21 protein-coding genes are annotated in these 23,381 nt (G+C 59.7%); 13 read left to right on the forward strand and 8 right to left on the reverse strand.

What is annotated here, in order from left to right:
* Nucleotides 1-24 precede the first annotated feature (24 nt).
* The gene (locus QHC67_RS12355; protein WP_319294749.1) at nt 25-978 is read right to left on the reverse strand and encodes a fumarylacetoacetate hydrolase family protein; all 954 of its coding nucleotides are present in this window, start codon (nt 976-978) and stop codon (nt 25-27) included.
* Between the two features lie 179 nt (nt 979-1,157).
* Here QHC67_RS12355 and QHC67_RS12360 point away from each other — a divergent pair, with 179 nt between their 5' ends.
* The 11 genes from QHC67_RS12360 (at nt 1,158) to QHC67_RS12405 (ending at nt 15,161) form a co-directional block, all read left to right on the forward strand.
* Nucleotides 1,158-1,751 (forward strand): PadR family transcriptional regulator, encoded by a 594-nt coding sequence (locus tag QHC67_RS12360; RefSeq protein ID WP_319294751.1) that lies wholly within the window; start codon nt 1,158-1,160, stop codon nt 1,749-1,751.
* Between the two features lie 181 nt (nt 1,752-1,932).
* Entirely contained in the window at nt 1,933-4,215 is a 2,283-nt protein-coding gene (locus QHC67_RS12365) for a TonB-dependent receptor (protein WP_319294753.1), read from the forward strand.
* Nucleotides 4,216-4,278: 63 nt separating this feature from the next.
* Nucleotides 4,279-5,088 carry an SDR family oxidoreductase gene (locus tag QHC67_RS12370; protein WP_319294755.1) on the forward strand — a complete coding sequence of 270 codons (810 nt, stop codon included), beginning with the start codon at nt 4,279-4,281 and terminating at the stop codon, nt 5,086-5,088.
* 29 nt (nt 5,089-5,117) lie between these two features.
* On the forward strand, nt 5,118-5,990 hold the full coding sequence (locus QHC67_RS12375; RefSeq protein ID WP_319294757.1) for an SDR family NAD(P)-dependent oxidoreductase: 873 nt from the start codon (nt 5,118-5,120) through the stop codon (nt 5,988-5,990).
* A gap of 167 nt (nt 5,991-6,157) precedes the next feature.
* Nucleotides 6,158-6,958: a sugar phosphate isomerase/epimerase family protein gene (locus QHC67_RS12380; protein WP_319294759.1), complete on the forward strand. Its 801-nt coding sequence runs from the start codon at nt 6,158-6,160 to the stop codon at nt 6,956-6,958.
* 159 nt (nt 6,959-7,117) lie between these two features.
* Entirely contained in the window at nt 7,118-8,800 is a 1,683-nt protein-coding gene (locus tag QHC67_RS12385) for a CocE/NonD family hydrolase (protein WP_319294791.1), read from the forward strand.
* A gap of 68 nt (nt 8,801-8,868) precedes the next feature.
* Nucleotides 8,869-9,093: a helix-turn-helix domain-containing protein gene (locus QHC67_RS19215; protein WP_413818536.1), complete on the forward strand. Its 225-nt coding sequence runs from the start codon at nt 8,869-8,871 to the stop codon at nt 9,091-9,093.
* A 131-nt stretch (nt 9,094-9,224) separates the two neighbouring features.
* A complete protein-coding gene (locus QHC67_RS12390; protein ID WP_319294761.1) occupies nt 9,225-11,567 on the forward strand; it encodes a transketolase in 2,343 nt (780 codons plus the stop codon).
* Nucleotide 11,568: 1 nt separating this feature from the next.
* Nucleotides 11,569-12,831, forward strand: coding sequence for a dihydrolipoamide acetyltransferase family protein (locus QHC67_RS12395; protein ID WP_319294763.1), 1,263 nt, complete (start codon nt 11,569-11,571; stop codon nt 12,829-12,831).
* 219 nt (nt 12,832-13,050) lie between these two features.
* Nucleotides 13,051-13,833 (forward strand): cyclase family protein, encoded by a 783-nt coding sequence (locus QHC67_RS12400; protein ID WP_319294765.1) that lies wholly within the window; start codon nt 13,051-13,053, stop codon nt 13,831-13,833.
* A 203-nt stretch (nt 13,834-14,036) separates the two neighbouring features.
* Nucleotides 14,037-15,161, forward strand: a complete 1,125-nt coding sequence (locus QHC67_RS12405; RefSeq protein WP_319294767.1) for an MFS transporter — start codon at nt 14,037-14,039, stop codon at nt 15,159-15,161.
* A 160-nt stretch (nt 15,162-15,321) separates the two neighbouring features.
* Here the strand turns inward: QHC67_RS12405 and QHC67_RS12410 are convergent, their stop codons facing one another.
* The 7 genes from QHC67_RS12410 to QHC67_RS12440 all read right to left on the reverse strand — a co-directional run bounded on the left by QHC67_RS12410 (nt 15,322) and on the right by QHC67_RS12440 (nt 21,153).
* Entirely contained in the window at nt 15,322-17,070 is a 1,749-nt protein-coding gene (locus tag QHC67_RS12410; RefSeq protein WP_319294793.1) for an acyl-CoA dehydrogenase C-terminal domain-containing protein, read from the reverse strand.
* A gap of 101 nt (nt 17,071-17,171) precedes the next feature.
* Nucleotides 17,172-17,741, reverse strand: a complete 570-nt coding sequence (locus QHC67_RS12415) for a TetR/AcrR family transcriptional regulator (protein ID WP_319294795.1) — start codon at nt 17,739-17,741, stop codon at nt 17,172-17,174.
* A 668-nt stretch (nt 17,742-18,409) separates the two neighbouring features.
* A complete protein-coding gene (locus tag QHC67_RS12420) occupies nt 18,410-19,462 on the reverse strand; it encodes an AMP-binding protein (RefSeq protein WP_413818535.1) in 1,053 nt (350 codons plus the stop codon).
* Nucleotides 19,425-19,601: a putative quinol monooxygenase gene (locus tag QHC67_RS12425; RefSeq protein WP_319294771.1), complete on the reverse strand. Its 177-nt coding sequence runs from the start codon at nt 19,599-19,601 to the stop codon at nt 19,425-19,427. The genes QHC67_RS12420 and QHC67_RS12425 overlap by 38 nt, the downstream gene beginning before the upstream one ends.
* 164 nt (nt 19,602-19,765) lie before the next feature.
* Nucleotides 19,766-20,275: a hypothetical protein gene (locus tag QHC67_RS12430; protein WP_319294773.1), complete on the reverse strand. Its 510-nt coding sequence runs from the start codon at nt 20,273-20,275 to the stop codon at nt 19,766-19,768.
* Nucleotides 20,276-20,480: 205 nt separating this feature from the next.
* A complete protein-coding gene (locus QHC67_RS12435) occupies nt 20,481-20,750 on the reverse strand; it encodes a hypothetical protein (protein ID WP_319294775.1) in 270 nt (89 codons plus the stop codon).
* Between the two features lie 28 nt (nt 20,751-20,778).
* Nucleotides 20,779-21,153: an SDR family NAD(P)-dependent oxidoreductase gene (locus QHC67_RS12440; RefSeq protein WP_319294777.1), complete on the reverse strand. Its 375-nt coding sequence runs from the start codon at nt 21,151-21,153 to the stop codon at nt 20,779-20,781.
* A gap of 522 nt (nt 21,154-21,675) precedes the next feature.
* Here QHC67_RS12440 and QHC67_RS19220 point away from each other — a divergent pair.
* Both QHC67_RS19220 and QHC67_RS12445 read left to right on the forward strand, forming a co-directional pair.
* Nucleotides 21,676-22,086: a DUF6118 family protein gene (locus QHC67_RS19220; RefSeq protein ID WP_413818537.1), complete on the forward strand. Its 411-nt coding sequence runs from the start codon at nt 21,676-21,678 to the stop codon at nt 22,084-22,086.
* 221 nt (nt 22,087-22,307) lie between these two features.
* Nucleotides 22,308-23,222, forward strand: a complete 915-nt coding sequence (locus QHC67_RS12445) for an SDR family NAD(P)-dependent oxidoreductase (RefSeq protein ID WP_319294778.1) — start codon at nt 22,308-22,310, stop codon at nt 23,220-23,222.
* Nucleotides 23,223-23,381 lie beyond the last annotated feature (159 nt).

The following is a 23,381-nucleotide window of genomic DNA, read 5'->3' on the forward strand; positions in this document are numbered from 1 at the left end:
CCTCGATCCTTCACGACGCGGCGGCTAGAGCACGAGCCGCTCAGCCACATGTGGTGCATGGATCGTGGTGACCTGCCGACCAATGCCTTCAATCTCGAGCGTCACTCGGTCGCCATGCTTCAGCATTTTGCCAAGTTCCAGTCCGCACCCGTTTCCGACCGTTCCGGACCCGAGAACCTCTCCGGCGTGCAGCGTCTCACTGCGACTGACATGTGCGATCATTTCGGCGAACGACCAATGCATGGTGCTGCTGCTGCCCTCGCTCCAGAGTTCGTCGTTCACGAAGGCGCGCATGGCCAGCGCCTGCGGTTCGATCTCGTCGGGCGTGACGATCACCGGACCGAGGACGTTGGCGCCGTCGAAATCCTTCCCCTTGGCGGGTCCGAGCGGCCCCTGCATCTCCTTGAACTGAGCGTCGCGCGCGGTAAGGTCGTTGAAGATCGTATAGCCGAAGATGTGATCGGCAGCGTCTGCCACCGCGATGTCACGACCGCCCTTGCCAATGATGCACGCGAGTTCGAGTTCGTAGTCGATCACCTTCGACCATTCCGGCCACAGGGCCGTTCGGCCGGGTCCAGCGACGGCGAAGCGGTTGCACTTATAGTAGATGGGCTGCTGGTACCAGACGTCCGGGATCGGAGGCGGCGTGGCGGGTGCGGCGGGACCGTCGCCGAGCCGCTCTCGCAGCTTGGCACCGTTCCACACGGCGCCTCGCATATGCACCTCGAAGACTAGGAAATCGCGCATCTGTACCGGACGCGGCAGCGGCGCGAGGATAACGATCTGCGCAGGATCCAGGCCGGCAGAGCGGTTCGCCTCGGCCCTCGCCGCGTCCCACTCCTTTGGACCGCCCTCTATGAGGGTCTGCATGGTGGCGAAGTCGGCCCGGCCCGTGGCGCTGAGGTCGACAATGCTGCCATCGGCGGCCACGACTCCGAGTCTGGCTCCCTGACCGGCATCGAACGTCAACAACTTCATGGGCTTTGTCCTCACGCTTCCGGGGTTGGCCGTCACTTTGGCCTTCGATCCTTTCTCGCAAGGTAGCGCCGGGGGGCCAGGAACGTCAGTCCACAGAAAGGAGGACAGAGCCAGCCAAGCCAGTGGACATATGTCGGTTTCGACCTAGTACGAAGCTGGAACATAAGGATGCTTTGAAAATGGCAAGTAGACGCACGTCGGCCACCTTGGAAATGCTATTGCTTTCGCTTCTAGCGAATGGCGACACTCTGTCCGGCTACCAAATCTCTTCGATCCTGGCCGAGCCGATCTCCCTGATGTGGCCGGTCAAGCACAGCCAAATCTATCCTGCGCTTGCGACGCTGGAGGAACGCGGCGACATCCTGGGGGACTGGGTTGTCCAGAATGCAAGGCCCAACAAAAAGGCGTACGGCATTACCCCATCGGGTACGGAACGCCTAAAAGCATGGCTCTTGGAAGCCCGCACCACACTCAGCCAGGATGAGATAAGGCTCATCGCCTACAATCTAGATCTGTTGGGTGATGCGGCGGTTGCCGCCGCGATGGCGAAATATCGTCTGCAGTGCGTCGAGGAGAAGCGCCAACTCGAAGAACGCTGGCCGGGTGTGTGGCAATCCCCATGGTCGGACCATGCCGACCAGGCGCGTATGGTTGGCATCCGGTCGATCTATGAGCACGCGCTCGCCATTCGCGAGGCGCAGATCCTGTGGTGCGACGAAGGCATCGAACGCGCGCGCCTCGCAATCGGCCGAACGCAACCACCAGCAAAATAAGGAATGCACAAAACTACATATGTCGTAATTGACATATAGAAAGATGCGCCGTAGAACCTCTCATAGTCCGAAGCGGATCCCAGCTAGACGCGCCACGAAGCGGACTGGGCACCTGCTGGAAATAGCGGACTAACCAGGGCCGAGCACGGAGATGCTCGAGCCGAGTGAGGGAGAGGCAGTAATGAATGTGAAGATAAGTGGTGCGGTCGTGCTCGCGATGAGCCTTCATACGCCGGCCTATTCGCAGACGACACCAACCGGCGTCAGCCCGCCCACTGTTCCCGTGATCCCAGAATCGGAGCAAGGTTCCGCGGGGGCCGCAGACATCGTCGTCACGGCGCAGAGGCGCTCAGAGTCGTTACAGAAGGTTCCGATCGCAGTGACCGCGATCACTGCCGAGACTCTGGGCGAGCGGGGAATCAGTGACGTTCAAGGGATCGTTTCCAGCGTTCCCAACCTCAATCTGGGCGTGAACCTCGGAGCGGCCAAGGTCACGCTTCGCGGCATCGGACTCGAGAACCAGGCGGCGGCGGCTGAGGGAAGCATCGCTCTACATGTGAACGGCGTCTTTACCTCGCGTCCGGTCAATGCGCTCGCGAGCTTCTATGATGTCGCGCAGGTGGAGGTGCTGAGAGGGCCGCAAGGAACACTCTATGGTCGGAACGCCACAGGCGGCTCGATCAATATAACGACACGCCAGCCTACACAGGATTTTTCCGGCTATTTCAACCTGACCGCCGGCAATTACTCGCGGATCGTCACCGAAGGGGCAGTGAGCGGGGCTATCATACCTGATGTTCTCGCCGCGCGCTTCGCCTTCCAAACACAGAACCGTGATGGTTTTGGCAGGAACATTTTCACCGGCAATGATGTCGATGACCTTAATACACGAGCTATTCGCGGCACGCTTGTTTTCACGCCGAGTGACCGCCTGACGGTTGATATCAAAGCTGACTATTTTCGCGAGCGCGATAGCGCCGGCGCGTTCCACTCTCCAGGTGGAGGCGGCTTTTCAGCGCCCGGCGTTCCAATCGTCGTCTACGGCGTTGCTCAAGGCGGAATCGTCCCGACCAATTTACGCGATGTCAGTGCGGAGGATGACCCGCGTAATGACCTGACCTTTTGGGGGCTGCAGGGAAAGGTCAGCTATTCCCTGTCAGACAATCTCGAGTTGAGCTCAACGACTGCCTACCGGTCGACCCGGAATTTTGGGCGTACCGACTTGGACACGACCAATTTAACACTCGTAAAGCAATTCCGGGAGGAGGATGCAAAGCAGTTTAGCGAGGAGCTTCAGCTGTCGGGAAAGTCAGACCGTCTGTCGTGGCTGCTTGGCCTGTTCTACTTTCGCGAAAATAACCTTGGTATCACGTCGGACCCTTTGAACCCGGCTCGCACGATATTCTTCGGGCCGGACCAACTGACTACGGGCTTCCTCGCTGCGGGTCGTCTCAAGACGGACGCCGCCGCCATTTTCGGGCAGGGAACTTACGAGGTCATCGATAATCTGCGGATAACGGTTGGTGCGCGCTACAGCACGGAGAAAAAAACCAACCGCGACGAATTGGCATTCGATATTTCCACGCCTTACGTCGGAGAGTATGCCGATCCGCAAGCGGTCCTGAACCGCAGCAAGCGCTTCAAGTCGTTCACGCCGCGTGTAGCAGTCGATTTCCAAGCGACGCCGGACACGCTCCTATACGCCTCCTGGTCGCGCGGCTTCAAGTCGGGCACGTATAGTCTCGGCGCCGGAACGCCTCCCGTTGATCCCGAAACTGTGAGCGCATTCGAAGGTGGTATCAAGTCGCAGCTCTTCGACCGCCGCCTCAGGCTCAATCTTGCGGGGTTCTATTACGACTACAAGGACCTGCAGGTCGGCAAGGTGGTAGGCGGATCGACCGGCGCCGTGCTTCAGCTCGAAAACGCCGCCAGCGCGACGATCTACGGCTTGGAAGCGGAATTCCAGGTGCGGCTTACCGACGCCTTCCAGATCGACGGGAACGCCGCGTGGCTGCATGCCCGCTTCGACAAATATGTGAGCGCGGATCCGGCTCGACCCTTCGGCGACGGTCGCACCGTGGACGGCGGCATTCCCGCCTTCGACCTTCGCGGCAACAGACTTTCCCAGTCACCCGATTTCGCTGCCTTTGCGGGCGCGCAGTACAAGCTGCCGTCAGAAGTGGGCGAATTCACATTGCGCGGGGAAGTCGCCTGGAAGGACCGTGTCTATTTCACGCCGTTCAACCTCAAATATGTCAGCCAAGCCGCCAACACGAGAGTGAACCTCTTCCTCAACTGGGCGTCCCGAGACGACCGGTGGACTGGATCGCTGTTTGTGAAGAACGTGACCAACAAGCTGGTCGTGGCGAACCTGAACGTCAGCTCCGGGGTGGTCGGATTTCCGCTCACGGGCTTCCTTGAGGATCCGCGTACCTACGGGGCAACCTTCGGCTTCAAGTTTTAGCGAGCCACGGCGTCCTGCATCGTCGGGACGCCGCCATGATGACAAATACCAAGGAGCTATCTTATGAGTGTCGAAGGCAAAAAGATGCTTATTGTCGGAGGAGGTGCGGGAATCGGCGCGGCCATCGGCGTTGAGGCTGCACGTCAGGGCGCGGAAATCGCGATCGCAGATCTGTCCACCGCGGCGCTTCGCGAAACCGAGACGGCTATAGAGAGCATCGGAGGGATTGCGCATACCTCGCTGGTCGACATCGGCGACGACGCCTCCGTCGCGAGGATGGGCGAGTGGGCGAAGGGAACGATCGGCTCGCCGGACATCCTGCTGGTCACGGTCATAGATTACCCCGGCTCGTTCTCCGGCCTTGACGACATGGACGTCAACGAATGGCGCCGGAGCTTCGAGGTCAACTTCTTCGGCTATATTCGAGTGGTCGAGCAGTTCCTGGCCGAAATGCGCGCCCGCGGCTCAGGCACGATCGTGCTGACGGCTTCGACTGTCGCGCTGCTACCAGATCCGACCGCGGCGGTGTTGCTGCGCTACAAGGCGATCAAGCACGCCTTGTTCGGCCTTTCGCAGGCGCTTGCGGTCGCGTTGAAGGGCTCGGGCCTTCGGTCGGTCTGCTTCTGTCCGAGCCTTACTGCGACACCGGGGACGATCGACAACCTTCGAAGCAGCGGACTGGAAGGCGTAGAGGACATCCTGGCCATTGCAGCGCAGCCGGATGACGTCGCGCGGTTCTTTCTGGCGGAACTGGCCAAGGATGAATTCCTGATCTGCGCGCATGCCGGATATCGGGATCTGCTCGTCGAATATGCCTCCAACCAGCTCGACCCCGCTCCCTTCATCTCTCAGCACTTCCCATCGGCGGCCTGACCGATTTTCGAACTTACGAGGATTATAGCATGCCAGGACGTCTTGAAGGAAAGATAGCGGTCATCACTGGCGGCGACGGTATCGCTCGGGCTGCCGCTCTGCGCTTCGCTGCCGAGGGTGCCAAGGTCGTCGGCGCGGATCTTGCCGAGGAAAAGGTCGCGGAGACCGCGCGTCTCGTCGCGAAGGCCGGCGGAGAGATGGTGGCGCTGGGCGTCGATCTGATGGACGAGGCCGCGGTGAACGGGCTGATGAAGTTTGCCGAGCAGACCTACGGTGGCATTGATGTCCTTGCTCACTTCGCGATGGACTTAAGGGTGGGCGAGCTAGAATCCGAAACCGTCGAGAATTTCAGTTACACTCTCACACATACGGCCACGATGACGTTTCTCGTGAGCAAACATGCTGTCCCATTCATGATCGCCCGCGGTGGCGGTGCCATGGTGCTTGCTGGCTCGCAGTCGGGCAGTCTCGGCACGGGTTTCCTGGGCAATACCGGACATCTCTTCTCATATGCTGTGGGAAAGGGCGCCGTAATCAGAATGGGAGTTGTCTTGGCGAACGTCCTCGGCCGGCACGGGATACGAGTCAACATCGTGTCACCGGGACCAGTTGCCACTCCTAATGCGGTCGCCCTCTTCGGTGCAGACGGAACTTCGGAAAGAAAATTGTTGGTCGATGACCACATGCTTCTTGGACGGATATCCTATCCTGATGACATCGCGTCTGCTGCGGTCTTCTTGGCGTCGGATGAAGCGTCGAACATCACCGGGCACAATCTATTTGTGGACGGAGGAATGACTGCGTCGGGCGGCATGGGATTGCGCAACGAAGAAGTGCAAAAATTCTACGACGCCATAATACCCCCGCCACAGGCCGAGGAGCAATGGCTTAGACCAGCCTGAAGAATTTCGGCGGCTCCGGCGGATCACGACATGACGGCGACCGGCCGCCCCAACTGCCAACGCGGCCCTTGCCCAGCCCAAACATCAGAGGACTCCAAATGCCAGCGCCATTAAACCGCTTCTCGCTTTGCCAGATGATGGTCCCACACACATCGTTTGAGGAGGACGTGGCAGCATGCGCGGAAGCGGGTTACGGCGGTCTCAGCCTTTTCGGACCCAAAGTGCCCAACGGCCGTGAAGAGGAATTTGCCGATCTCCTGAGAAGATCCGGAGTCGATATCGCACTCGTTACTCCCGGACTTGCCGGTCCGCTTCGCGATCCATTCTATCAAGGCCCCTCCGCTGTCGACGAACGGATCGAGCTGATCTGCGCGGAGATCGACCGCCTTGCGCCGTTCGGTTCCAAAACGCTTGCCCTCATCACGGGATCGCCTGATTCATCTTTGCCGGATGATGGCCGCCCTGCCCTCGTCAACGCCCTGCGAACGATCTCGGACCATGCTGGAAGTCACGGCATGTCCGTCACCGTCGAGCCCATTGCGAACGCCATGTTCATCTCGCTCATCCACACGCCCGCTGAGGCGGTACAGCTGATCCGCGAGGTCAACAGGGAGAATCTCGGGATGCTGATCGATATCAGCAACGCGAACCTCTGGACGAACGAGCAACTCCTGATCGACATCGATAGATTCAGGGACAACATCCTCGCGGTGCAGGTGGCGGACTGGCGCGCAGTGCCACGCTGTATCATGGATCGCGCCCTTCCCGGAGAGGGCGTGGCAGACTTCCCGGCGATCCTCGCCCGGTTGGAAGGAGCCGGCTTTCAAGGTTGGTACGACCTCGAGGTCTTCTCGGACGATGGCATATGGGGCACGGCGCTCGAAGACTCGCTTCTTCTGCTCCCCGAGGCGGAGATGCTGGCGAAGGCGCGCCAGTCCTTCGAGGCCGTGTGGCCCGGGCATATCTGATCTCCGGCTTCGAAGCTCCCTTTGCCGCCTGGCGGCACATTTCGAACATCATCGGCAAGAGCAGCGGCAAAGTCACTGCGCCTCGCACCCCGGAGAATATGAGTGAAAGAGAGCAGTGAGGTCCGAAACGGACTATGCGTCGAGTGGAACGTGCCGATCATGGCGCGGGACGGGACGGTATTGCGCGCGGACGTGTTCCGCCCGATCAAGGAAGGCCGATATCCCGCGCTGGTCAACTATGGTCCCTACGCGAAGGGGCTGGCGTTTGCGGATGGTTATCCCGCCCAGTGGGAAAATCTCCTGCGCGACCATCCGGAGGTCGCCGAGGGGACCACAACGGATTTTGCGGTCTGGGAATCCGTCGATCCCGAGAAGTGGGTACCGCATGACTATGTGGTCGTACGCGCCGACTCCCGGGGGGCGGGGCAATCCCCTGGGATCGTGGACCCCTGGTCGGAGGACGAGACGAACGATTTCTACGATTGCATCGAATGGGCAGCGGAGCAGCGGTGGAGCAACGGCAGCATCGGCCTTGCCGGCGTGTCCTATTACGCGATGAACCAATGGACCGTGGCTGCCCGCAAACCCCCGCATCTCAAAGCCATTTGTCCTTTCGAGGGAGCATCTGACTTCTACCGCGAAGCCATTCGTCACGGAGGGATTCTGTCGACATTCTTGCAGCGCTGGTATCCAGTTCAAGTGGTTAATGGCCAGCACGGGCTCGGCTCGCGGGCGCGAAAAAGCAGGATGACCGGCGAGGGGATCGCCGGCGATATCGATCTTAGCGATGAGGAACTGGAGCAGCGGCGCGTGGATATCCATGCGAACGTTTTGGGAGCCCAGTTCGACGACGGTTACGCAAAGGCTCGCTCGGCCATCCTCGCGGAGATCGAGGTCCCTCTTCTGTCCTGTGGCAACTGGGGCGGTCAGGGGATGCACCTTCGCGGGAATATCGAAGGATTTCTTGGCGCGGCCTCTTCGCACAAGTGGCTGGAACTGCACGGACGCGAGCACTGGACGGAATTCTACACCGACTACGGCGTCGCGCTCCAGCGCCAGTTCTTCGATCACTATCTGAAGGGCGAAGACAATGGCTGGACCAGGCGCGCGCCTGTTCTGCTGCAGGTTCGCCACGTCGACAAATTCGTCGAGCGCGAGGAGAGCGAATGGCCGATCGCACGAACGGCATGGACGAGGTGGTACCTTGATGCCGAAACGCACTCCCTGACCCTCGACGTTCCGGCGGACACGGGCAAGGCTCACTTCACGGCCATGACCGACAAGGTGACTTTCTGGTCTAAGCCGTTCGAGGCGGAGACCGAGATGACAGGCCCTATGGCTGCCAAGCTGTTCGCGTCGTCGTCGACAACCGATGCCGACATATTCGTGGCGGTCAGGCTGTACGATCCCGACGGCTCGGAAGTGCTCTTCAACGGCGCAACCGATCCGAACTGCCCTGTGTCTCTAGGGTGGCTGCGCGCGTCACATCGTAGGCTCGACCTGGAGAGGACGCTCCCTTATCGACCCTACCACACGCATGACCGTGCCGAGCCGTTGCAACCCGGAGCCGAGTACGAACTCGATATAGAGATATGGCCAACCAGTGTGGTCATCCCGGCAGGCTATCGACTTGCTGTGACCATTTCTGGCGCCGATTATCAACACGATCTGCCCGAACCATGGCCGCAGGTCTATGGTGTGCCGTTGCGCGGGGTTTCCGTAATGACGCACGACGATCCGACTGACCGCCCAGCTGATGTCTTTGGTGGCGAGACGACGATCCTCACCGGAGCCGACTCTCCGTCATCGATCTTGCTGCCGTTTGTACCGCCACGAAAGTAGCCAAGCTCATGATCCCCTCAAAAGTAGATGCTGAACAAGCGAATGAGGCGACGCACGACTATGAACGCATGGCCGAGCGGATCTCCGAGCGACTGGCGCTCCACTATCCCAATCTCACCAAACGAGAGCGTCTCGTCTGTGGCTTCACATTGGCGGGATATACGGCCGAGGGAATAAGCCTGATACTTGGCATAGGTAGATCAACGATCATAACTTATCGCAGACGCGCCTATTCCCGACTTGGAATAAGTAATGTTAATCAAATGATCGCACCTTTGTTGGCTTTTAAGTAAAAACTCTAAAATTTTTTGGATATGAGCCGGAAAATATCAGATTTTCAACTGACCATGTCCTACATGGAGTACATCACCTGGTGCAAGAATTCTTAGGCTGAACCCAAGCCATTATCACGTCAGGAATCTCAATGGCTATTACTCTTTCCACCGATCGGCGGGCATTGATCAACTCGCTTGAGCAACTTGATACCCGGCTGCGCTGGCTCTCGTCATGGATGGTGCACAATGCCAACCATATCAGGCCTAAAACTGACGGGCTGAAGGTCGGCGGCCATCAGGCGAGTTGCGCATCGATGACCGCAATCATGTCGGCGCTGTACTTCCATGCGCTTCGGCCGCAGGACAAGGTTGCGGTGAAGCCGCATGCCGGTCCGGTGCTGCACGCGATCCACTATTTGTTGGGCGAACAATCGCTTGACCAGATGCAGCGGTTTCGCGGTCTGGGCGGCGTTCAGAGCTATCCTAGCCGCACGAAAGACCAGATACCGGTCGATTTCTCAACTGGTTCAGTGGGTCTAGGCGTCGCCGTCACCGCGTTCAGCAGCCTCGTGCAGGATTACCTGATCGCGCACGGACAGGTGCGTGAAGAGGACGCAGGCCGGATGATTGCGCTGATGGGCGACGCCGAGCTTGACGAGGGCAACATCTACGAGTGCCTGATCGAAGGCTATAAGCACGACCTGCGCAACTGCTGGTGGATCGTCGACTACAACCGTCAAAGCCTCGACCACACCACCGCCGACCGCATGTTTCGCCGCTTTGACGATATCTTCGAAACCTGCGGCTGGCGCGTCGTCACGCTCAAATATGGCAAGCTGCAGCGTGAGGCATTCAAGCGGCCGGGCGGGAAGACTATCGAGCAGTGGATCGACAGCTGCCCCAACGTCGACTTCGCGGTGCTGACCTATCAGGGCGGGGCGGCATGGAGGGCGCGGCTGACGGCAGACATCGGTGACAAGCCCAACGTCAAGGCGCTGATCGATAGCTATGACGACGAAGCGCTGGCGGCGCTCATGACCAACCTCGGCGGCCATTGCATTGAGACGCTGGTCGACGCCTTCGACACTGCAAATGATGACGTGCCAACCCTGTTCATCGCCTACACGGTTAAGGGCTACGGCCTGCCGCTTGCTGGCCACAAGGACAATCATTCGGGCATGATGAATGTGGGCCAGATGGAGCAATTCCGCGCCGGCTTGGGCATCTCCGAGGGCACAGAGTGGGACCCGTGGGGTGGCCTGGGCGACAATGCCACGGCCCAGTTGAAGGCCTTCGTCGAAGCGAGCCCGGTCGCGCGCAAGCTTAAGCGGTCCGCACCGGCAACCGTGCCGGTGCCAGCGCGGCTGCCGGTGCCGCAGGGCGCGGAACAGTCGACCCAGGCCGCCTTCGGCCGGATTCTGCTCGATCTCGCCAAGTCCACCGAGCCACTGGCCGACCGCATCGTCACCACGGCGCCCGACGTCACCCAGACCACAAACCTCGGTGCCTTCGTGAATCAACGCGGCTTGTTCCGTCGGCAGGAACTCGCGGACGTCTTCCATAAGGCAAAAATTCCCTCCGCACAGAAATGGTCGCAGCATGCTGCCGGTCAGCACATCGAACTGGGAATTGCCGAGAGCAATTTCTTCACCCTGCTGACGTCGCTTGGTCTTGCTGCGCCCCATTTCGGGACGCGGCTGCTACCGGTGGGTACGGTCTATGATCCATTCATCGCCCGCGGCCTCGATGCGCTCAACTATGGCTGCTATCAGGACGCGCGCTTCCTGCTGGTTGGCACACCCTCGGGCTTAACCCTGGCACCGGAGGGCGGCGCACACCAGTCGATCAACACGCCGTTGATCGGCATGGGCCAGCCCAACCTGACCTATTTCGAGCCGGCCTATGCCGACGAACTGACAGCGATGATGGCTTGGGCGTTCGAACATATGCAGCGGCCCGACGGCAGCTCGGTGTACCTGCGCCTCTCGACCCGTTCGATCGAGCAGGTCGCGCGCGAGGACGACGCCTGGGAAGCCGATGCGCTGCAGGGTGGCTATTGGCTTCGAAAGCCTGCCGAGGGCACCGAGGCGGCGATCGCATTCACGGGCGTAATCGCGCCCGAGGCGCTGGCTGCCTGGGAGCAGCTGGCCGGGGACATCCCCGGCATCGGCCTGCTCAACGTCACGTCGCCCGATCTGCTGCACCGCGGCTGGTCGGCAAGGCGGGCGGCACTCTGGTCCGGTAGACCGGCCGAGTATTGCCACGCGGACCGGCTGCTGTCGAGCTTGGCGCCGGGCGCCGGACTCGTGACGGTGCTCGACGGCTCGCCTTCGGCGCTGTCCTGGTTGGGTGGAGTGCGCGGCATGCGCGTCAGCCCGCTCGGCATCGACCGCTTCGGGCAGACCGGCAACCTGCCCGATCTGTACCACACCTACCGGCTGGACGCCGACGCCATCGTCGAGGCCGCCGCCGAACTTTTCCTGGGGAACTGACATGGCCATCGAGTTGAAGATGCCGGCGCTCTCGCCGACTATGGAAAAAGGCACGCTCGCAAAATGGCTAGTGGGGGTGGGCGATCGGGTGAAGCCGGGCGACCCGCTCGCCGAAATCGAAACCGATAAGGCGACGATGGAGGTCGAGGCAATTGATGAGGGCCGCATCGCCAGCCTCGTCTTGACGGCCGGCACCGAAGACGTCGCGGTCGGCACGGTGATTGCGCTCATCGCCGAAGAGGGCGAGGCTGTCCCAGAGCGCCATCCCGAGCCGGTACTGGAAGAGGCGGTGACGGCGGTGGCCGGGCCGGTGGAAGCCGCCGAGCCCGTGCCTGTCTCAGAACCGGTGCTCGCTCGACAACGGTCCTCGCCGGCCGACAAGGTCAAGGTGAGCCCGTTAGCCCTCCGGATCGCGGAAGCAAAGGGGATCGACCTTGACGCGATCAGGGGCACGGGGCCAAATGGCCGCATCGTCCGCGCTGATCTCGGCCTCAAACCGATCGCCGAGCCGGCGGTAGCTGCGCGGCAAACGGCTGAAGCGCCTGCCGCAGCCTTCGCCCCTCCGCCCGCGGGCGTGCCGGTGGAGACGGTTAAGCTCTCCTCGATGCGCAAGATCATCGCGCGGCGGCTGACCGAGTCCAAGCAGACGGTGCCGCATTTCTATCTGACGGTGCGCTGCAATCTCGATCCTCTGCTCAAGCTGCGCGGCGAGCTGAACGCCAGCCTTGCTTGCCGCGGTATCAAGCTCAGCGTCAACGACATGCTGATCAAGGCAATGGCGCTGTCGCTGATTCAAGTGCCCGATGCCAATGTCCAGTTCGGCGGCGACGAACTATACCGTTTCGGACGGGCCGACATCGCCATGGCGGTGGCGATCGAAGGTGGCCTGATCACACCGATCATTCGCGATGCGAGCGCGTTATCGCTCTCGGCGATCGCCCAGGCGAGCAAGACGCTCACGGCAAAGGCGCGCGAGGGCAAGCTCGCACCGGAAGAGTATCTGGGCGGCACCGCCTCACTCTCAAACCTCGGCATGTACGAGATCGAAGAGATGTTCCCGGTGATCAACCCGCCCCAGGCGCTGATCTTGGGGGTCGGCGCGGGAATGGAGCAGCCTTGGAAGGTAGAGGGACAACTAGGCCTGGCGACGGTCATGGCCGCAACCGCCAGCTTCGACCATCGCGCCATCGACGGCGCGGTCGCCGCTACGTTCATGGCGGCGTTTCGCGGGCTGGTCGAAACGCCATTGCTGATCGTCGGCTGATGGCTTTGAGGGAGCCGGGCGGTGAAAAAGCATCCTGCATACTCAGAGCGCAATTGGCGGAAGCAAAGCCGATAACGATGCGTCCCGGCCAGAAAACGGTGGCGAACGCGATTTAAAGTTTTCGCACTGTGTCCTTAGAACAGGGGACAGACCTTTCCACAATTTCGCTGCAACTTACGAGATCAACCGCTCAAACGCGCTTTACGCGATGGGACGATCATGGAACAGTCACGTCTGATAGACCTTTCGATACCCATTTCAAATCGGATAATTACCGACCCTCCAATCATCAAACCGACAATCCAATATTCTGCCCATCAGGAAGGTGCAGCACAGATGCTGCCCTTCTTCCCAGGCCTGACTACTGGTGACTTGCCCGACGGAGAGGGCTGGGCCTCTGAGACGCTTACGTTGAGCACGCATAGCGGAACGCATATGGATGCTCCGTGGCATTATCACTCTACCACGGATGATGGTCGAACTCCTGCTCCCACCATCGATGAAGCTCCGCTGGATCTATTCTTTCGACCGGGCGTCAAGTTTGACTTCCGACATTTTCAGGATGGGTATGTCGCGACGGCTAAGGATATCAAGGATGAACTTACCCGTATCAACTACAGTCTACGCCCTTTGGACGTCGTTCTGATCAATACCGCGGCTTCAGCTGCGTATGGCGGCGAAAATTACGTTGATAGTGGCTGTGGGATAGGCGGCGAGGCCACTCTTTTTCTGACGGAACTGGGAATCCAGGTAGTCGGAACCGACGCCTGGTCATGGGACGCCCCATTTTCCCATACCGCGCGGCGTTATTCGGAAACGGCCGATCCGTCCCTTATTTGGGAGGGGCACAAGGCGGGCAGGATTCGACCCTATTATCAGATGGAGAAGCTGCATAACCTCGAACTGCTCCCACCGTTCGGGTTCAAGGTTATCTGCTTCCCGGTCAAGATCGAGCGCGCGTCGGCCGGTTGGACGCGGGCGGTGGCCATCGTCGGCGAATAGTCGACTTCCACTTCAAGCTAACAGGGGAAGGCCCAATCCCGCCTGGACGTGCCTTAAGCAAGTAAATGTTGGTTGCCGATAAGGGTCGCGGCGAGACGTGGAGAGATGCTTGGGTGGTTGATTCGTCATTCGCAAGTCGGGCGCAAGAGCTTGTGCGTGGGAGGAGAACGCTGTGTGGCGCAATCCTCGGAGTCGCATTCGGCGTGAATTCGCTGCCGTTCTACACGGCTGGCCTTTTCATGAATGCGCTCAATCATGATCGGGGCTGGAGCCTGGCGGATCTCTCCATGGGCCCTACGCTCCTGGTGCTGGTGATGGCGCTGTCGGCTCCGGTCATGGGCCAAGCGTTCGATCGCTACGGCGAGCGCGGCTTCATCCTGTTGGGCCTAATTGTGCAGGCTGCCGCCTTCGGTGCGTTGAGCCAAGTCGACACCTTGCCTGCATACTGGGCGGCCATGGGGGGGATGGCCCTGCTGGGAGCCGGATGCTCGTCGCCGGCATATCTGCGCATCATCAATCGTGAGTTCGATGCGAGCAAGGGCGCCGCGTTCGCGATCACGATCACCGGGGCCGCGCTGTTCAGCACCTTGGTCCCTCCTTTGTTGCAGGCCGTGATCGGAGCGCATGGCTGGCGCGCGGGATATTCGAGCCTCGGAATTGCAGTCCTGATTTCCGTTCTCCCTATCATGTTGTTGATCGGTCGGCGACCGCGCGTTACCGAACGGGCAAGCCAGCGCGGTTCGAGTTTCAGCTATCTCCAGCTTTTCCGTTCGCCGGCCTTCCTTCCCCTTGCTTTGGCTATCGCCACTATATCTGTGGCCTGTCCAGGCCTGCTGATTCACTTCGCGCCGATGCTCACAAGAGGCGGGCTCACGGCGCAGGATGCTGCCTGGATGGTCAGCCTGATCGGCGCGGCGCAGATCGCCTCACGTCTCTCTACCGGGCTTCTCGTGGACCATTATTTCGCTCCGCGCGTAGCGGCTGTCATCATGATCGCCAGCAGTCTTGGGCTTGGTCTTCTCGCATGGGGTGGGATTTCCTGGGCAGTTGCAGGCGCGATCGGCGTTGGCCTCGCTTACGGTGCGGAGGCGGACCTCGTCGGGTATTTTGCGGGCCGGTATTATCCGAAGCCGCATTTTGGTCGTGTCTTCGGCAGCTTCTACGCCGTGTTCCTGGGAGGAACAGCAGCGTCGCCGCTCCTATACGGTGCCACCGTCGAATACTTCGGCAGCTACACGCCAGCGCTCGTGGCGGCCGCAGCCATGTTGATTGTCTCCGCACTGTTCTTCCTGATGCTGCCGCGGTTTCCGGCCAACGAAGAAGTGTGAGCATCGGATTGACCAAAACATGCGGCATGCGGCATGCACGCTGGTGAGGCACATGCCGATCAGGTAGGCCTGGGCCAGAATGTCATCGCGGCTGATACCTACGGGATAGTGCTCGATTGTCGTCGAACCACCTTGCGTCAATAATCCCTATTTTTCTTGCTCAGAAAGCCCCGACATCGAGAGCCATTACGGGTTCAGCACCGGCTTCGATCTGTCGGGCAAGGCCGTGCACCTGCGGCAAAACCCTGTTGGCGAAAAAGCGCGCGACATCCTGTTTCGCGAGGTGGAAAGGAGTACTTTGCCCGCTTGCCGCCGAGGCCATCCGCGCCCACATCCACCCAAAGGTCACCAGCGCAAACAGGCGCAGATAGTCAACAGCTGCTGCGCCCAGCATATCTACATCAGCGTTTTTAAGGCCCGCTGTTGCGGCTCGAAGCAGCGCCAGCGCTTCGAGGCTTTTAGCCGAAACCCCCGCCGCATCCTGTCCGCTTCCAGCCGCCACAAGCTCTGCTTCCACCATCGAGAAAAAATCCTCCACCACTGCACCGCCCGCCAGCGATAGTTTGCGGCCGACCAGATCCATGGCCTGAACGCCGTTGGTCCCTTCGTAAATTTGAGCGATGCGTACGTCGCGTACATACTGCTCCATTCCCCACTCGCGGATATAGCCATGCCCGCCAAAGACCTGCTGGGCTTGCACGGCACTTTCGAAGCCGAAATCGGTGAAGCCTGCCTTGACCACCGGAGTGAGCAACGCCACCAGCCCATCGGCTCTGGCCCTCTCGTCGACGTCGGGATGATGGTGCGCGCGATCCATTTGCAAGGCCACCCAGCCAGCGAGCGCGCGCCCGGCCTCCACGAAGCTGCGGACGTTGAGCAGCATGCGGCGCACGTCGGCATGCTCGATGATCGCTACCGGACTGCGTGTGCCGTCAGCGCTGCGACCCTGCAGCCGCTCCCGCGCATAGCCGACCGCCTGCCCATAAGCGGCACCCGCTATGCCCAACCCCTGTATGCCGACCATCAGCCGTTCAGCGTTCATCATGGTGAACATCGCCATCAGACCACGATTGGGCTCGCCCACTAGCCAGCCAGTAGCGTTGTCATAGTTCATGACACATGTCGGCTGCGCATGGATGCCCATCTTCTCTTCGAGCGAGCCAACAGACATGCTATTGCGCTGGCCCAAGGTGCCATCGTCATTGACGAGAAACTTGGGCACCAGAAAAAGGCTGATGCCTTTGACCCCTTCGGGTGCATCCGGCAGGCGTGCCAGTACCAGATGGATAACGTTTCCACCAAAATCATGATCGCCCGTCGAGATGAAGATCTTCTGACCGGAAACCATGTAGCTGCCATCACCCTTTGGCGTTGCCTTGGTGTTCAAGAGCGCCAGGTCCGTCCCCGCACCGCTTTCGGTCAGCGCCATCGCACCGGTCCATTCGCCACTCACCAGGCGGGGCAAATAAATGGCCTTCAGCGCATCGCTGGCGTGCGTCGTTATTGCCTCGGCCGCGCCTCGCGACAGGCCGGGGACGAGCTGAAAGGAGATGTTGCTGGCTGAAAGCATTTCATCGAGCCAGAGCTGAAGGATGAAGGGTAGCCCCTGCCCGCCATATTCGGGACTGGCAGAAAGAGAGGTCCAGCCACCAGCCGTGAATTCGCGGTAGCTTTCCTTGAAACCAGGGGGCGTTATTACCTGGCCATCGACAAGATTGCTCCCCTCTTCGTCTCCGCTGCGATTCCAGGGCTGCAAGGTTTGCGCACAGAACTTGCCTGCCTCCTTCAGCACGGCGCATGCAAGATCCGTATCTATTTCCTTCTTCAGCTCGGCCATCTGGGCATCGAAATCCAGCACGTCTGCCAAGAGGAAATGGTAGTCTGCAATCGGTGGGTCATAGAGTTCCATAGGGGACCTGCTCACTCGCCTGTTGGAAGAGACCTGCTGTACCAAACGATTGTTACGATAGCAAACAGGGAACTTTTGGCAGAAGGCACGGACGTTAAAGACTAGATATCTGAGTGCTGGAAAATCCGGACGACCTGATGAGCCAACTGCTCGATGGTGAGGCGCCCCGGGCGATACCAATGCGCAACGGTGTTCAACTGAGAGAGCAACAAGTTTCGGTAGATCGAGCGGTCGATGTCCTCGGGAAGCGGCAAGGCCTTAACAAGGGTTCGGAAAAGCTCCTCGAATCTGTCGCGGCTTGCGACTAATTGCTGGCGGACTTGAGGAGGAACCTCTCGAAAATCGTTCATCAGGGGAAATGTGAGGGAATCTGCGTCGACTTGGATCGTCAGCAATGCCACGCACGCCGCCTCTAGCTTAAGCCAAGGATCCCTAACGCTGACAATTGCCGCTGATATCTTTTCCGACGCAACATTGAGCGCGAAGTTGTGCAATTCGACGAACAGGGCATCTTTTGACTTTATATGGTGATATAGGGAGCCGCCGAGCAAGCCGGCTTTTTCCCCAATGTCGCGCATTGACGTTCCCCGGTAGCCTTTGCGCGCAAAAAGCTGCGCTGCGATCTCAAGGATCTGGATCTTTCGCGGGCTCATATCTTCACTAAGGCGCATCTTGGCACCAAAAGGGGTTGGGGAAGATAAAACCGGTGCTTTCTCGCTCATGTCGGGACGAATAGCAGCTTTACGCCTAAGTGCGAGACTTGCTGGGGCAGACCATGGGCATCGTGCTTCGACCCAAAGCATGAAGGGTGCAAGCATATTCAGGCGACGCGACACGTGTCTACTGGCGGTGGCTATGGGGCTCAGGCTTTACGCCAATGCATTTCGAGCTGAGATCAACGGCGAAGGTGTCAGTTGCCGTGACGTTCCCGACCAAAGCTGCCGGAAGGAGCAATGGCATAGAACATCAAGCCATCTGAATATGCGGGCAAAGTATTGGTCATCCAGGAAAAGACTGAAGCCGCATCACTTTCGCTCCCGTTGATCCTGAACACCGCGCCGGGCATGGAGGTTACAGGCCCTTCAGCGTCAATATTGTGAAGGCAGCTTCGGCAGTTTCGCGCTCCAAAGTGGCCAGAGCACAAAGTCTTACATGTACGACCTGCGGCCGTCGGGCGCTGGGCTATGGGTATTCGAATCGGAGCCGTTGGATGCACTGGCGCTAGTGCTCGTGCGGTGTGATCGGTGCGGATCATGTCGAGAACAAGTTACCCGGATCAGGCAGCATGGTCGTTGCCGGCGCGCATCATTCCGGCTATCGCTTTTCAACCAATGTCTGCTTACTTCGAGGCAGTATATTGGTCGCGGATATCTCGCTTCACAATCTTGCCACTTGCATTTTTGGGAAGTGACGGCACGAAGATGACCGCCTTTGGGAGCTTGAAGCCCGAGAGGCGGTCTTTGCAGTGCAGTAGAATGTCTGCCTGCGTTGCGGTGACGCCATCCTTCAGGACGATAAAGGCCGTTACTGCCTCGATCCAAACCGGGTGCGGCAGTCCGACGACGGCCGCTTCCGCAACCTTTCCATGCGCGTAGATCGTCTCCTCGACTTCGCGAGAGGAAATATTCTCACCGCCTGACTTGATCATGTCTTTCTTGCGATCGACCACTGTGAGAAACCCTTCGGCATCCATGGTCCCGAGATCGCCGGTATGAAACCAGCCGCCGGTAAAAGCCTGCGCACTTGCTTCTTCCTGTCGCCAATACCCACTGAGAAGGTGGGGGGAGCGATGGACGATCTCGCCGATTTCGCCGGGCATCACGACGTTCATGCCCTCGTCCACAATGCGCGTCTGGACGTGGAGCGCAGCCCGTCCCGCCGAGCCGAGGCGCCCCACGTGCTCCTGTGGCTGAAGCACCGTCGCTAACGGCGACATTTCGGTCTGCCCATAGGTGTTCCACAAGCGCAGGTGCGGCATCCGCTCGATCAATTCCTCGATCACCGCCACGGGCATGATGGAAATGGATGCGCCGGAATGATCGAGGATGTAAGCCACATCTTCCTCGCCCAGCATCACATTTATAGGCACGAATACCGCCGCGATCCGTGCCACTGCATAGCGAATGGCGAGAAAGGCATTGCTGTTGCGCGCCAGAATGGCGACGCGATCGCCCTTCGAAACGCTGCGGTCAAGAAGGCCCTGCGCCAATTCGTCGACCAGCGCATCGAACTCCGCGAAAGTCCACTGCTGTTCTTCAAAGATCAAAGCCGTCTTGTGTGGCATGCGCGCGGCTGAGCGACGCAATGTCAGCGATAGCGACTGTAGACCCGCCAAGTTTGAAGAGTTCATGTCTTTAGCCGAATGCGGCGGACAAGCCACCGTTCGAGACATTCACATATTCAATCATGGGCGGCTCGACCAGCAAATCGAGGATGCGTGGGAATAGCGCCCTGAAATGGTCCGAAATACGATGCGCTTCGATCGCTGACTGATCATGGTACATTTCGATGATCGTGAAGTGGTCTTCCATTGCGCCTTAGCCCAGTGCGTAGATGATGTTGCCAGCTTCCTTCTCGCGCACTTGGTCGGCGCCATCGTCGTGCCCGTCCGCGTCTCCATGGTCGGAATCATCGATGAAGGTCGGTACGAGTGGCCGATCGTTCGTCGGTCCATCGAAGGATGACGAGCCGCCTATCAGCCTTTGACCCCCGTCCGTCGAGCAGCCGTCGCGGTCGCTTGAAGCGCCGGGTTATCGCTGATCTTGCTCCATCGCTCGATCAGGTTCTGGAAGCGGCGCTTCTCGCTCTCCTCGGTCAACACCTTGGTCCAGCCCGTGACGATCCACGACCCACTGGTTTCAGGCAGCATGCCCAGGATATCGATGAGCGCGGACTGCAGATGCGGTTGCGTGCGAACCAGGATCGTAACCCCATCGATTCCGGCGGGCGGGCGCACGAAATCGCCTGCGGCGAGCATCCGACGTCGGACAAAATCGGACACCAGCGACGCTTCCGGTTTCGCCAACGCGCGCAGCTCGGCATCCATCCCCAAGACCGCTATGCGACGTCCCATTAGCCGTTCGACGACCGCGGCGAGCGGACCCAGCGCCGGGGCGGCCGCGAGGTAATCCTTCCTGTCCTTCGTAACGAAGAGGTACGGACGCAGATCGACCGCTGATCGGCGGTCGCAGCTTCGCCCAAGCATTGATGGCGTCGGACGCCAACCATTGCGTCAGGACCGGATTTTTCGGGCGGCGCTGGTGCCGCCTTCGCTGGTGCTACCCCTGGTTTCTTCGCCACGGTTGGCGGTTTCTCGGCGGGTTTCACCGGGGTCACCTTCGGTTCGCCCTCGAATGCTCAGATCCTTGCATCCCAGTTTATGCAAGACCCGCTTGTCGTCGAGGTGATGCTCATCCCGACGCGATCATTCTATCGAACAGGCGGTCTGGCAGCGGCAAACGCAGGAAAAGAATAGGCTTGGCCATATAGCCTGCGGCGTAGCGAGTTTGGGGCTTGTCGGCGGTCACTGCCCTGACGACGGTTTGCGCAATGACTGAAGGATCCGAAAGTTGCTGGCCGGTGCAGGCCTTCGCCATGCCATCAGCGGCCTTGGTCGCGGCCTCAGCGTACGCGCCAGAGCCCGAGCTCTCGCGAAGACGATCGACGGCATTCGGCCCCACGGCGTTCGTATCCCACCCGGCTCGACAATCACAACGTCAATGTCGAAGGGCGCCGATTCGATCCGCAGCGCGTCCGGCCAGCCCTCCAGCGCATGTTTGGCGGCGTCGTACCGGGCGCCAAAGGGGACTTAGACCTTTCGCCGACCGAGGTGATGTTGACGACCTTGCCGTAGCGGTTCTCGCGCACCTTCGCGCAGCACCAGTGGATCACACGCGCATGGCCAAAGATATTCACTTCGAACTGGCCGCGCCTCTTCGAGGGCACGTCCTCGACAGGCCCGTAGGAGCCATAGCCCGCGTTGTTCATCAGAACGTCGATCCGGCCCTCGCGCGCCACAATGGTCTCAACGCAGGTTCGGGTCGAAGCATCGTCGGTGATTTTGAGGGATTCGCGTCTTCCCATCGCCCGGATCTGCTCGCAGTGAGCTCAAAAAATCGTCTCTTTCCCCGACGTTCGATCGGTATATGACGCGGATATGGGCATGATGGGTCTTCCGGTTCGAGTTGCGTACAAGGGATGTGTGGCTGGTTAACGAACGACGGTCTGCTCGCGTACCTCACCGATCGTCGTCCAGGCAAGTTATGCCACTCAGGTTGCCGGACCGCGACCGCCTCCGTTTTGCTGGTCGCGCTTTCCCATTCGGCTGTGAAATCAGGCCATCGTGCCGATCGTCTTGCGGAAGTTGCTGAGCCCGCTCGCGATGAAAACCGCACCTAGGCGTTTCCGCTGATCACGCGATCATTGATTTATCCGATCGCGCCCGTCCCACATGAACAGGCCTAGCTCTCACCCACCACGATATGTGCCGAATCGCCGAGGATCCCCACGACTGCGATTCCGTGGATTGCAGCGCACCGAAAGTTGTTTGGGTACACCGAAAGGACGGCCAGCCCAGCGGCATCACCGCTCAAGTTCACTGTTTGCGTGCACTTGACTCGCGCAAAAGTTAGACGATCCGGACCGGCAGGTCTTCAATCTTTGTCCGGTGAGCCGACACTATGGGAAGCGGGCGCGCTCCTGATGCAAACGGGAGATCCCTGCGCTAGGCAGGACATTACCGCTGCCGCTCAAATGCGCCGCAAGAATCTGGAGGTCATCCCTAAATGCGAGGAAGCCCCCGTGCAGGCCAAAGGGCCAGCGCAATGCGACCGGCCGATTAGCCAGGCAAATTGCAGGACAGGGAAAATCCAGTCCGTGTCGATCTTTCCAATGGGACGCCTCGCATATGTTGGGCTACCTCACCCCGGATGGAACGCCACGCATCACCTCAAGTGTCGAACTTCAAATCGAAACTGCCAGCGCCGGATAGAAATGACACCGGCGCCCCACCCATAGGCGATGGCGGCTGTGACTCAAGGCCAAGCATCACGTGCCCGCCACCTCATGGACATCAAAGATCGCGTAGACATTTGTGGATAATGAAAGGCTCCGTGAGCGGTTACAAATATCGGTCCATGGGTAGCAGTTGAACCCACGGGCGCGCTACGGCGATCCTTCAATTATCTATCTGAGCGTGAGAACTACCGGCATCAAATAATATATAGCCGACTAGACGGTTGTATATTGTCTATTCCGCTGCTACCGAGATTTCTATGAAGTGGCAATCAAAAGTGGCGGTCGTCACGGGCGGCGGGAGCGGAATCGGTGAAGCAATGGCCTTGCGCCTCGCTGCCGAAGGCATGCGCCTTGTCATCGCAGATGTGAACCGGGATGCCGCCGAGAAGGTCGCGGCGGCGATCGAGGCAGGCGGCGGCATAGCCCTTCCGGTTCAAGCCGACGTCTCTCGACAGGATGCGCTTTTGGCCCTGGCCGATTTCTCGTGGTCGTCGCTCGGAGCGGTCGACTTGGTCTGCGCCAATGCTGGCGTCGTACCATCCGGACGCTACCGCCCTGTATGGGATTATCCGCTTGAAGACTGGGAATGGGCTCTCGGCGTGAACCTCATGGGGCTGGTTCATACCATTCGTGCATTCATTCCACGCATGATTGAGCAGGCCACTCCGGGCCATTTCGTGACGACTGCATCGGTGGCCGGCCTGGTGAGCGGAGCGGGATCTGCGGTATACAGCACCAGCAAGCACGGCGCAGTCCGTGTGACCGAAGCGCTGTATGCATCGTTGAAAGAGAAAAATCTACCAATCGGCGTGACGCTGCTCTGCCCTGGTGTCGTCAACACGAAAATCTATCAGTCCGAACGCAATAGGCCGGACAACCTCATGCCCCCCGCTGGTATCGCAGAAGAAACGCCGGAGCTTCAATCCTTGGCCGATGACCTATTCCGCAATGCCCTGACGCCCGAAGCGGTCGCCGACCAAGTAATGACAGCCGTCCAGACCGGTCAATTCTACTGTCTGACATCGGACAGTTATGACCGCGCCATCGGTTCGCGTACGGATGCCTTGCTTTGTCGGGCTAATCCCGAATTCACGGGGCTTTTGGACATGGTGAAGGCAGACGTGCCCGCCACCTAGCCTTTCAGCGGGATGCGGCAGAGCGAAAAAACGCAATGCTCGGCGGGTCGAACAGGATGTCTTGGATTACCGCACGCTTTAGCAGGTCGCGGAAAAAGGCTCTTCACCTGACCGTGTTGGCATGATTCAATGCCCTAAGCGAGATTTGAGGGGATTGCG

This window comes from Sphingobium sp., assembly GCF_033795625.1.
Lineage (GTDB): Bacteria > Pseudomonadota > Alphaproteobacteria > Sphingomonadales > Sphingomonadaceae > Sphingobium.